Annotated in this window: 7 protein-coding genes; all 7 read left to right on the top strand. The window is 37.7% G+C overall.

The window, feature by feature from the left end; genetic code table 11:
• Positions 1-280: 280 nt before the first annotated feature.
• Entirely contained in the window at positions 281-1003 is a 723-nt protein-coding gene (locus LOK78_RS14255; protein WP_082316605.1) for an NUDIX hydrolase, read from the top strand.
• Positions 1004-1375: 372 nt separating this feature from the next.
• A complete protein-coding gene (locus tag LOK78_RS14250) occupies positions 1376-2137 on the top strand; it encodes an SDR family NAD(P)-dependent oxidoreductase (RefSeq protein WP_232635356.1) in 762 nt (253 codons plus the stop codon).
• A 207-nt stretch (positions 2138-2344) separates the two neighbouring features.
• Positions 2345-4297, top strand: a complete 1953-nt coding sequence (locus LOK78_RS14245; protein WP_232635355.1) for a LysM peptidoglycan-binding domain-containing protein — start codon at positions 2345-2347, stop codon at positions 4295-4297.
• 86 nt (positions 4298-4383) lie between these two features.
• On the top strand, positions 4384-9366 hold the full coding sequence (locus LOK78_RS14240) for a gliding motility-associated C-terminal domain-containing protein (RefSeq protein WP_232635354.1): 4983 nt from the start codon (positions 4384-4386) through the stop codon (positions 9364-9366).
• Positions 9367-9373: 7 nt separating this feature from the next.
• A complete protein-coding gene (locus LOK78_RS14235; protein ID WP_053972208.1) occupies positions 9374-10312 on the top strand; it encodes a PorP/SprF family type IX secretion system membrane protein in 939 nt (312 codons plus the stop codon).
• A gap of 7 nt (positions 10313-10319) precedes the next feature.
• On the top strand, positions 10320-12191 hold the full coding sequence (locus LOK78_RS14230) for an OmpA family protein (protein ID WP_232635353.1): 1872 nt from the start codon (positions 10320-10322) through the stop codon (positions 12189-12191).
• 359 nt (positions 12192-12550) lie between these two features.
• A partial coding sequence (locus tag LOK78_RS14225; protein ID WP_232635352.1) for a hypothetical protein occupies positions 12551-13090 on the top strand: 540 nt, incomplete at its 3' end.

Below are 13090 nucleotides of genomic sequence, written 5' to 3'. Positions count from 1 at the left end.
TATTGTCATTTAAACCATATCTTATGGTTAATTTGACTACAAGTTTACGAAGGATTTTTCATTTTGACAATTATTTCAATTGTTTTTTTAAGATTTCTTTAAATAATTCTATAGTTTTTATTAACACCATAAATTTCAACTACCTTTTTCTTACAATCTCAACATAATCCTTGTTAATAATTAAACAATTATCGACCTTTGAATGATTTTTAAAAAGGGTTTTTCTGCATGAAGTGAGCACTTAAATCTTATAAGTCTATATTTACCTTTATTTAATAAAATGATTTTCAAGAAATTTTTTGATGAGGAATCTGGTAAGATCATAGAAAGTTCTGTGATGAATGCCATAACAATTGACTGTGTGATTTTCGGATTTGACAAGGGATCCTTAAAGGTTTTGTTAATTGAACATGCTGAAGGGATTAGTAAAGGAAAATGGGCTCTGCCTGGTGGATGGATAAAAGAAGAAGAAAGTATTGATCATGCAGCACAACGCTTGTTAAAAGAACTAACAGGATTAAGCAACATCTACCTAGAACAATTAAAAGCCTTTGGAGAACCAGATCGTTTCCCCTTAGGCAGAGTTATTACTATAGGTTATTATGCCCTCATTAAAATTGACGATTTTGATATTAAAGCTGGTTTCACAGCATCTGATGTCAAATGGTATAACATTAAAGATGTTCCTGAGCTTATTTACGACCACAACACGATTTTAAATTACAGCCTCAAACACTTAAGGAATAGAGTAAAACAGGCTCCTATCGGGTTTAATCTTCTCCCTAAAAAATTCACGCTCCTGGAACTCATGCAGCTGTATGAAGAAATACTAGGTATTGAATTAGATAAATCAAATTTTAGAAGAAAAATACTAAGAATGAAGTTGTTGCAAGTGTTGGATGAAAAACAAAAGGACGTTTCTCATCGGGCCGCTAAATTGTATCGATTTGATTATGATATTTACAAAAAATTGACCCAAAAAGGATTCAATTTTGAAGTTTAAGTTTAATTGCTTCTAATTTTCGCCTTTGAGTGATTTTAAAGACGAATTCTAAATTCTCTTTTGGCAAACAAATTTTATCTCCATTCACAAAAATTCTATTTCTACTATTCGGTTAAAACCTCTAAACCATGAAGCTAAAAAAAGTAGAGACTGAATGTTTATGGTTTTTTTAAAGTAGTTCACTTTAAAAAAAATAAGAAAAGAGACTCCTTGTTATTTATCTTTTAAAAAACTAGAGTAACGCTTAAGTCCTTTTTACCGCTTGATTTAATGGATTTTCAAAAAGCCAGCAATTAGAAATGGAGCAGTCCTTCCCTTTTACGTATCTTTATATTATGTAGACTATAACTTTTAACGATTAAATCTTTAGCCATGACAAAAACTAAAATAGCATTGGTAACTGGAGGAAGTAGAGGCCTAGGCGAAAACATGGCCCTATCCCTAGCCCAAAAGGGACTGGATGTAATTCTTACCTTTAATCAAAATTCAGAAAAAGCGGATGACGTTGTTAACCGAATCAAACAACTAGGACAAAAGGCAGCTGCCATTCAATTAAACGTTAGTGCTCCCTCTTCATTCAACAAATTCTTTGATCAAGTACAAGAACATTTGAAAGTGACATTCCATTCTGAGAAATTTGACTTTCTAATTAACAATGCCGGTGTTGGCACTTACAGTTCCTTTATGGAGACTACGGAAGAACAACTTGACCACATGTATCAAATTCATTTTAAGAGCGTATTTATGCTTACTCAAGCAGCACTTCCCATAATGAATAATGGTGGTGGCATTGTTAATATTTCTTCCGGTTTAACGCGATTTGCCATTAGTGGATATGCAGCCTATTCCTCCATGAAAACAGCCATCGAAACCTTAAGTAAATATCAAGCAAAGGAATTAGGAGAAAGAAAAATCAGATGCAACGTAGTGGCCCCTGGGGCCATCGAAACCGATTTTGGTGGTGGCGCTGTAAGAGACAATCAAGATTTGAATGCCTTTATCGCATCAAATACAGCTTTAGGACGCGTGGGTTTGCCAGATGACATAGGAAGCGTTGTGGCATTTCTTTGCACCGAAGACGCCAAATGGATTACCGCACAACGAATAGAAGTCTCTGGCGGACAGATGATTTAGTTGGTTGAAAATTTAAAAAAATAAAGTTTTAGGTCCTTTAACAATAACCGGTCATTAATTACGGTATAAGCAAAAATCAAAAGCTTAAATATCAATTTGTTAATAACATATTGATAATTACTTATAAAATGCATAAATCATATCGATAATTTAGTACTTTTATACTTACAAAAACTCCCTTTTAGTAAAAACGAGAAGATTTCACTTATGAATAGAATCCTATGCCTATGTGTGATGTTGCTTTTGGGTATCCAATGGTCATATTCTCAAGAACCAGAAAGAAAGCATATTGTAAAAAAAGGGGAAAGTATTTTAGAAATAGCCAACACTTATTATGTCACTCCCTATGACATATTTCAATTGAATCCAGGCGCTTCTGATGGCATTAAGGAGGGCATGGAACTCAAAATACCTAAATCCAAAGTCAATAAAACTGAAATTGCAACTCCTGAGATTCAAGAACTCAAAAAGATAACTTATAAAGTAAAATCAGGAGATACAAAATATAGCTTAGCAAAGAATTTTGGAATCAGTATTGCTGAATTAGAATCGCAAAATCCACAGATTGTTCCAACGCTGATTGCTGGACAAACTTTAACCGTTCAAACTGACAAAGCAATTTCTTCTCCAAGCAAACCTAAATCAACAACCTATGTTGTTAAAACCGGTGATACCAAATTTAGTCTTGCTGAGAAATTTGGGATGACCATTGAACAATTGGAAACCTTAAATCCTCAAACTAAAAAATCGTTAAAGGTAGGTCAAGTTTTAACTTTTGACCAAACCAAATTAAAAGAATCTGATACAAACACAGCTTCCTCAGTTGTAAATCAACCTACCAAAACTGCTCCTACACAAGTTGAGCAACCACAGAAATATATCTCATACACCGTTAAACCAAAAGAAACGCTCTATGGCTTATCAAAAGCGGCCGAGATGAGTATTCCAGAATTTTTAAAGTTGAATCCTTCTCTTTCAAATGGTGTGAAAATTGGTGAGGTCATTAAAATGCCAGCTCATATTCAGGTCGGTGGCAATACCACTTATGAAACAGATCCTGAATATGTTAATCCTAACATTAAATACACTGATTTAACCAAAAATCTGGATAAGAATCAAAAGAAAAAGGTAGCATTTGTACTTCCTTTTTCCAAAGGCGAATTTAAAAATTTAAGTAAATCTGGATCAACTTCTACAGCAGACTCATTAACAAAAAACAATGTTGCCTTCTATGAGGGTGCTTCCATAGCTTTGGATTCTCTGAAGAATTTAGGTTTGTCATTAGATTATGAATTGGTGACCTCCATTAAGGATACGGATTCTAAAAGCATCAAAGCTTTCATTAAAAAATCTGATTTAGAAGATTATCAATTGGTTTTCCTTCCTTATTTTGATGACCAGTTTGTCACTACTCTGGATGAGTACCTGAATGACTCACCCATTGTAACTTTAACAAATTCCAACGCATTCCAAAATAAATCAATAATTGAATCCGTACCATCCGAAGAAACCCAAGCCAAAGTATTATTAAAATACATCAACTCATTAAACGCTAATGTTTTGGTTATTCATGATTCCGATAGGGTATCTAACAAAACATTAATTTCCTCGGAGTTATCAAACCCTACTTATTTTGAAATATCGGGTAATGGATTAGTCGATAATAACAAACTAATTGCATCCTTAAAGAAAGATGTAAAAAACATTATTTTACTCAATACCAACCAAACAAAGGTATACTTAAACGTTACGACACCTTTGCTAGCCGAATCATCAAAGAATTTCATTCAACTTGCTGTTCTGACACAAAAAGATTTGCCAAATGAGGTAGAAGTTTCTAAAATGCGTTATAAGGTCTTGAATTTATTATACCCCTCATTGGAACCCTCGGAACCCAATTATGCCGAAAGAATTTTTGAATTAAAATACAAACAGGTTTTTGGATCAACTCCTACCCTTGTCTCTAAGTACGGCTTTGATACCACCTTCGATACCCTTTTGCGCTATTTTCAAAAGGAAAATCAACCCAACATGAAGGATGTCTCGGAGCATAGCGCTTTAAAGTTTGAATACGAAAAGAATTCAGGGGAAAATTATAAAAATAATGGTGTATATATTCTTAAATTTGACTCAAATTCGGACCGAAGCAAAGTGAAATAAGGTTTCAGAATTAAATCAAAAACCAACTAAATAAAAAATCTTTACTATAATTGTAATAAAGATTTAGCGCTAACTAGCTAAGATCAATGAAAAAAAGTACGCACCCATTCTTTTATAACCACCTACTTTTTTCTTTAGGACTGATCTTCCTATGGAGCAGTATCGCATTTTCCCAATGCCCAACTATTAACGATAATTCCCAGTCCTTTTGTGATATCGATTCACCAACCATAGCCGATTTGGTTGCTGTAGATAATGGTTCAGGTATCAATTGGTTTGACTCACCAACTTCAACTACACCATTAGCCTCTGATTTAGGATTAGAAAATGCCACGGTCTACTATGTTGATAATACAAACGGTGATTGCGGCAGTAGACAAGAAGTTACTATAACAATATATGGTGCACCAACAGGCTTAAATTTTCAAGGGGTTTGCGTCGATGACCTTTCAGAAGCAACAATCTCAGATTTGTTTGCAGTTGGAAATAATGTTCAATGGTATGCGGTTCCTAACGGAGGAGCTGCTTTAGCTCCTACGACCATTTTATCAGACAATACACTTTACTACGCAGATCAAGAAAATCCAGATACGGGCTGCAGAACCTCCCGACTATCTGTTTTGGTCAATGTAGGTTATGTACCTGTACCCTCAGGTGACGGCCTTCAATTCTTTTGTGGTACTCAGGACCCACCGCCTACAGTGGCGGACTTGGTGGCTTCGGGAAACAATAATTGGTATGCCACCAATTCTTCAGCTGTACCATTAGATTTAAATACACCATTAGTAGCTGGCGAAACCTATTATGCCACCACAGTGGACCCTCCTTGTGAAAGTGAAGATCGTTTAGAAGTAATTATTCAATTCGTACCACCCAATAATGCTGGTGAAAGCAATTCGTTGGAATTTTGTAACAATGGATTAAATACCATTGGCTCCATAGATCTTTTCACCTATTTAGGAGGCAATCCAGACACTAATGGGGAATGGAGTGGACCTGTTACAACCACTAACGATCACTTAGGAACCTTAAGTATGAATGGGTTAAACATTGGTAACAGCCCATATGTATTTACATATAATATTGATGATAATAATCCGTGTGGAACAACATCTGCGACTATCACAATAAGTATTTTACCCCCTCCAAATGCAGGAAATGATGGAGACATTACGGTTTGTTCTGATGGAACACCAGTAGATCTGTTTGATTATATTAATGGTAATCCAGATCTAGGAGGTACTTGGTCTCCACCTTTGAATAGTGGATCAAGTATTTTTGACCCGCAATTTGATTCCGCCGGAGATTATACATATACTGTTTCTTTGTTCCCTTGTGATGATGATACAGCAGTTATTTCTGTAACTATGACTCTGGAACCAAATGCTGGGAATAGCGCTTCTGTAGATATATGTTCTAATGATGACCCTATAGACTTGTTTACTGTTTTGGGCGGTACGCCAGATTTAGGAGGTACTTGGTCTCCAGCTCTTAACAGTGGTTCGGGATTATTTGATCCTACAATCGATGCTGAAGGAACTTATACTTATACTGTAGACGGTGCCCCTCCTTGCGGTTCGGCGTCGGCTTCGGTTACCATAGGTATCATTCCACCACCAGATGCTGGAACTAATGGTAGTGCCAATATCTGTGGAAATGATGACCCAATAGACTTGTTTACCCTTCTTGGAGGTACTCCAGATACTGGTGGTACATGGTCTCCCGTTCTTGCAAGTGGCACAGGACTTTTTGATCCAACCGTGGATGCTGAAGGAACATATACATACACCGTGGAAGGAACGGATCCTTGTGGACCCACTTCGGCTACTGTCACTATTTCTTTGGAAACACCTCCAAATGCTGGAACTAACGGCAGCGTTGACATTTGTCAAAATGATAGCCCAATTGACCTATTTACCGTTTTAGGTGGTACACCTGATCTAGGTGGTACATGGTCTCCAGCTCTTAACAGTGGTTCGGGATTGTTTGATCCTACAATCGATGCTGAAGGAACTTATACTTATACTGTAGGTGGAACAGATCCGTGTGGACCTGCCTCTGCTACTGTGACCGTCACTATCATTCCACCACCAAATGCTGGAACTGATGGTAGTGCTAATATCTGTGGAAATGATGACCCAATAGACTTGTTTACCCTTCTTGGAGGTACTCCAGATACTGGTGGTACATGGTCACCAGCACTTAACAGTGGTTCGGGATTGTTTGATCCAACGGTGGATGCTGAAGGAACCTACGCATACACCGTGGAAGGAACGGATCCTTGTGGTCCCACCTCGGCTACTGTGACTATTTCTTTGGAAACACCTCCAAATGCTGGAACTAACGGCAGCATTGACATTTGTCAAAATGATAGCCCAATTGACCTATTTACTGTTTTGGGTGGTACACCTGATGTAGGTGGCTCATGGTCACCGGCACTTAACAGCGGTTCAGGTTTGTTTGATCCTACAATCGATGCTGAAGGAACTTATACATATACTGTAGACGGAACAGATCCTTGTGGACCTGCCTCTGCTACTGTGACGGTTGCTCTTATTCCGCCACCAAATGCCGGAACTGATGGTAGTGCCAATATCTGTGGAAATGATGACCCGATAGACTTGTTTACCCTTCTAGGAGGTACTCCAGATACTGGTGGTACATGGTCTCCAGCTCTTAACAGTGGTTCGGGATTATTTGATCCTACAATCGATGCTGAAGGAACTTATACCTATACCGTGGAAGGAACTGATGCTTGTGGACCTGCTTCGGCTACTGTGACTATTTCTTTGGAAACACCTCCAAATGCTGGAACTAACGGCAGCGTTGACATTTGTCAAAATGATAGCCCAATTGACCTATTTACCGTTTTAGATGGTACACCTGATGTAGGTGGCACATGGTCTCCAGCACTTAACAGTGGTTCGGGATTGTTTGATCCTACAATCGATGCCGAAGGAACCTATACCTATACTGTAGTTGGAACAGACCCATGTGGTCCTGCCTCTGCTACTGTTACCGTCACCATCATTCCACCACCAAATGCTGGAACTGATGGTAGTGCTAATATCTGTGGAAATGATGACCCAATAGACTTGTTTACCCTTCTTGGAGGTACTCCAGATACTGGTGGTACATGGTCACCAGCACTTAACAGTGGTTCGGGATTGTTTGATCCAACGGTGGATGCTGAAGGAACTTATACCTATACAGTGGAAGGAACTGACACTTGTGGACCCGCTTCGGCTACTGTGACTATTTCTTTGGAAACACCTCCAAATGCTGGAACTAACGGCAGCGTTGACATTTGTCAAAATGATAACCCAATTGACCTATTTACCGTTTTAGGTGGTACACCTGATGTAGGTGGCACCTGGTCTCCAGCACTTAACAGCGGTTCAGGTTTGTTTGATCCTACAATCGATGCTGAAGGAACTTATTCATATACTATAGACGGAACAGATCCTTGTGGACCTGCCTCTGCTAATGTGACCGTCACTATCATTCCACCACCAAATGCCGGAACTGATGGTAGTGCCAATATCTGTGGAAATGATGACCCGATAGACTTGTTTACCCTTCTTGGAGGTACTCCAGATACTGGTGGTACATGGTCTCCCCTTCTTGCCAGTGGCGCTGGGTTGTTTGATCCAACAGTGGATGCTGAAGGAACTTATACCTATACCGTGGAAGGAACTGACGCTTGTGGACCTGCTTCTGCTTCGGTAACCATTTCGGTGGAAACGCCTGCTAATCCAGGTACAGATGCTTCCATAAATCTTTGTGAGCTTGATAATCCTATTGATCTATTTACAGTTTTGGGCGGTACACCTGATGTAGGTGGTACATGGTCACCAGCTCTTAACAGCGGTTCGGGATTGTTTGATCCCACAATCGACGCTGAAGGAACTTATACTTATACCGTAGCTGGAACAGACCCTTGTGGTCCTGCCTCTGCTACTGTGACAGTAACTATTATTCCGCCACCAAATGCCGGAACTGATGGTAGTGCCAATATCTGTGGAAATGATGACCCGATAGACTTGTTTACCCTTCTCGGAGGTACTCCAGATACTGGCGGCACATGGTCTCCCGTTCTTGCCAGTGGCACTGGATTGTTTGATCCAACGGTGGATGCTGAGGGGACTTACACGTACACTGTTTCTAACTCTTGCGGCACAGAAACCTCTGACGTTAACATAATCATTCAACCTATTCCTGATATTTCTGGAATGGTTTTATCTGCAGCTGATATTTGTTTAAATGATTCCAATACTGTTTTTATTTCGAATGCTGAATTTTTGGAAGATGGACCATATCAAATAAACTACACCTTATCAGGAGCCAATAATTCCAACGAGACAACTGATGTTGACATTTCTGATGGAAACGGAGAAATTATTATTCCTAATGACATTCTTATTAACTCAGGATCAACAGCATTTACGATTATCTATTTTATTCGCTCTACCGATGATTGTTCGGGTGATGTTACTTTAGTGGAGTCGGTAACTTTTAATATTGAAAATACCGCTACTCCAACTCTAGTTGACGGCGGGGATTATTTTTGTTCGGAAGATTCTCCTACTATTGAAGATTTAACATCCTTTGTTAACGAAAGTCCGATTGTTTGGTACGACGCACCAGACGGAGGAAACGTTATAACTAGCGAAACCCAATTAGAAGATGGAGAAACCTATTATGCTGCTATCTCATCACAAATGGGATGTGAAAGTAGATTGAGACTTGAGGTCACAGTTACCATTGAAAAATGCACTGAGGATTTGATTATTCCTGATGGATTTTCACCTAATGGGGACGGTATTAATGATACTTTTGATCTTGTAAACATAAGGGAACTATATCCCAATTTCGATATAGAAATTTATAACAGATACGGCAATCTATTATTTAAAGGAAATAGTAGCACTCCTAACTGGGATGGAACTTCAAAGGAAGGAACAACTTTAGGAAATGGAGAACTTCCAAATGGTGTTTATTTCTATATTTTAAATTTTAATGATGGTCAGACAGATAGTATTCAAGGTCGAGTCTATCTTAACAGATAACATTTTTATGGTTAAATCCTTAAAAAGACATATAATTTTCATCCTTTTTGCCTTAGTAGGTTTTCAGATGCTAGCGCAACAAGATCCACAATTCACACAATACATGTATAACATGAGTGTGATTAATCCGGCTTATGCAAAAGATGCTTCAGACGAAATCAGTTTAGGGGTATTCTATCGCAATCAATGGACGGGTTCTGTGGGTGGCCCAACAACTGGAACCTTATTTGGACATACAACACTTTATAAAAACATAGAAGGAGGTCTCTCCATAGTCCACGATCAAATTGGAGATGTAGTTAAGGAAACCAATGTCTATGCGGATGTTGCATATGTTTTACAAACCGGTAAAACTTCCAAACTCTCTTTGGGAATAAAATTTGGAGCTACTTTTTTTAGCACCAATTTTGATGGGTTTGTATATTCCGATCCATTACCCGATCCTGCATTTGCTGAAAATATTTCCAGAACGTACCCCAATGTAGGTGTAGGAGCCTTTTTCTTCGGAAAAAATTATTATATCGGTTTCTCTGCTCCAAACCTTTTAAAAAGTAAACATTTAGAAAACAATGATGGTGTTGTGGCCAACGGAGTTGAGGAAATACACATGTTTTTGACTGGAGGTTATGTGTTTGAACTCAACGATCAGTTAAAGTTCAAACCTGCCTTTATGACAAAGGCAGTTTCAGGAGCTCCCCTTTCGTTTGACCTAACAGCCAATTTCCTTTGGAGAGAACGTTTGGAATTGGGTGCTGGTTACCGGTTTGATGATGCCATATCTGGTCTTATAAATTTTAGGGTGTTAAGTAACCTCAGAATAGGTTATGCCTATGACTATACCCTTTCTAATTTAGGAAAGTTCAATAATGGTTCACACGAGATAATGATATTATTTGATATAAGTACACTTGGCAAGGGCTATGATAAATCTCCAAGGTTCTTTTAAAAAAAGTATGATGAAAAATTGGATGCTGTTCATATTATTAGTTTTCGGGCAAACCATACTGTGGGCCCAAAAACCAAGTTTGAAAAAGGCTAACAACCTTTTTGAAAACAGATCCTATGTGGAAGCTGCCAATATGTACAAACAGTTAGAGGCTACCCCAGAAATTTTGGAAAGATTGGGAGACTGCTTTTACTATAACGGTAGAATGGAACAAGCCCGAACTCCCTACACCAATCTTTATGTGGAATATAGAGATTCCATGCCCGAAGAAGCACTTTTTAAATATGCACAAGTATTAAAAGGACTCAAAGATTATGAAAATGGAGATCAAGTCATGGGAGAATATTTGGGTTACCCTGTAGATACACCTAAATTCTCTGAAAATCTGAATGGTATTGTCCCCTATAATTACATGATCAAAAGAGTATCACGTAATTCTTCCACTGGGGATTTTGGGGTATCATATTATTTCAATAAAATTATTTTTTCTTCAGTAAGGAATTCAGACAATCCAAAATATGGATGGAATGACCGGCCATATTTAGATCTTTACAAAGCTGATATGACCGAAGATTTTGAATTGGAGCATATCGAACCTTTTTCAGATGAAATCAATACCGAAACCCATGAAAGCAATGCCGCCTTCAGTCCAGATGGGTTAACCATGTATTTTTCTCGAACCAATGAAAAAAGAGTCAAAATTGATGGCATCAAAATTGCCACGGTCAAATTATTTAAAGCTGAAAGAGTTGAAGATGAATGGACCAATGTAACTGAATTGCCATTTTCCAGTGACACCTACTCCACCATGCACCCAGCGGTTAGTCCAGATGGAAAAACCCTTTACTTTTCAAGTGATATGCCAGGTTCTTTAGGATCTTTTGATATCTATTCAGTAGAAATCTTAGATGATGGATTTGGAACGCCGGTTAATCTTGGAGAGACCATCAACACTAAACAACGAGACCAATTTCCTTTTATGGACAAGGATAATATGCTTTATTTCACTTCAGATGGGCACGAAGGATTGGGTAATTTAGATCTTTTCATGAGTCAAAAAATTGATAATGCCTATACTAAACCGCTCAATTTAGGTGAAACGATCAATTCGGAAATGGATGATTTTGCTTTTGTACTTCATGAAAACCAAACTAAAGGATTTTTCTCTTCAAACCGTGAAGGGGGCGATAATTTATATTCTTTTGTTAGAATGTCTAATACCAGAAAATTTGCAGTTGAAGGAGAAGTTACTGATAAGCACTCCAAAGAACTACTTCCTGGCACAACCGTAACGCTTTTTGATGAAAATGGTGAATTAGTAGGACAAATGGTAACTGGATCTGATGCTACCTATATTTTCAATACTAGACCAAACACCACTTACACCATCGAAGCTCATAAAGATTTTTATATACCAAGTAGTCAATCTTTCACAACCAATGAGGATGGTAGAGTCTTTTTTGATATTCAATTAGAAATTGAATCTTATGATGATGCCGAAGACATTGTTGTAACAAAAGATGACGGATATGTTTATATTGAATTAGAGAACATTTATTTTGACCTTAATAAATGGGAAATCAAGCCACAGGCAGCCCAAGTATTGGATGTTTTAGTTAACCTTCTAAAAAAATACCCTAGAATGGAAGTACAGCTAGGAGCACACACCGACAATAGGGCATCAGACCTATATAACTTACGTTTGTCAAGAAACAGAGCTGAAGCTACTTTGGAATATATTGTTTCACAAGGTATTGATAGAAACCGTTTAAAATCTAAAGGATATGGAGAAAGAAAACCTTTAGTAGATTGCGGCACTGAATGTACTGAAGCTGAACACTCCATAAACAGAAGATGTGAGTTTTTAATTTTAAAGTAAGCCACCACCTACCAAACAACAAATTCCTTACATAAGAAGGTGGATTAAATGCATTTTGTCGATTTTTTTATACACTTCATGGATTTTTTTCGAATTTTTATATATATTGCATTTGTAAATAGCTATTAATCGATTATTAACCCATTAAATAAAGCATTTTTGGTATTCTGTAGTATTTAAAAGCTTTTCATTGAATTATATAGACTAATAAAGTATTTCAACGAATATATTTTTCAACTGAAAATCAACCGAATACTTTTGATCTAACTCCCTCAGATTTTAGTAGTTAACAGACAATAACCGGCCCCAACCTATTGACGTTGTCACGGTATATTTTTATAATTAAAAATATCAACACTATGAGGAAATTTTACGTTCTGCTTTTTGCAGTTTTACTTTCTACCATAAGTTTTGCTGCAATCCCTAAACATACCAATTCCCACATTTTAAAAAATAGCGGGAACGATTCTATTTGTACCTATGATGAGTATTTAGAAATAGTAAATAGTTCTTCTTTTAGCAGTACTAATCTACTTCCTCCCTGCCAAGACATCACTGTAGATCTAGACGACACAGGTAGTGTTACTATTACACCCAACCAATTGGAGGATGGAACATATGGAGGCAACTCAGCCTATTCTATTAGTCTTGATCAAGATACTTTCGATTGTAATGATATTGGATCACCTGTTACAGTTACTTTAACTGTAATTCAAATAAGTACTTCATCAATTATTGACTCTTGTACTGCACAGGTTACTGTGCAGGATACTACAGACCCTACCATTACAGCACCTGATGACGTAACCGTAAGTGCCAATGCTTCCTGTGAAGCAACTGGTGTGGCTCTTGGAACACCGACTACAGCTGATAACTGTGGGGCGAATCCTGCAACCAAT

It is taken from the genome of Mangrovimonas futianensis, assembly GCF_021245805.1.
In the GTDB taxonomy this organism is placed as follows: Bacteria; Bacteroidota; Bacteroidia; order Flavobacteriales; family Flavobacteriaceae; genus Mangrovimonas; species Mangrovimonas futianensis.
Note: the sequence above shows the minus strand (reverse complement) of the source record. Positions and strands in the feature narration are given on the sequence as shown.

Excerpts from the sequence above, each read along its gene's own strand:
- LOK78_RS14255 (WP_082316605.1), top strand. The coding sequence starts at position 281 with ATGATTTTCAAGAAATTTTTTGATGAGGAATCTGGTAAGATCATAGAA.
- LOK78_RS14250 (WP_232635356.1), top strand. The coding sequence starts at position 1,376 with ATGACAAAAACTAAAATAGCATTGGTAACTGGAGGAAGTAGAGGCCTA.
- LOK78_RS14245 (WP_232635355.1), top strand. The coding sequence starts at position 2,345 with ATGAATAGAATCCTATGCCTATGTGTGATGTTGCTTTTGGGTATCCAA.
- LOK78_RS14240 (WP_232635354.1), top strand. The coding sequence starts at position 4,384 with ATGAAAAAAAGTACGCACCCATTCTTTTATAACCACCTACTTTTTTCT.
- LOK78_RS14235 (WP_053972208.1), top strand. The coding sequence starts at position 9,374 with ATGGTTAAATCCTTAAAAAGACATATAATTTTCATCCTTTTTGCCTTA.
- LOK78_RS14230 (WP_232635353.1), top strand. The coding sequence starts at position 10,320 with ATGATGAAAAATTGGATGCTGTTCATATTATTAGTTTTCGGGCAAACC.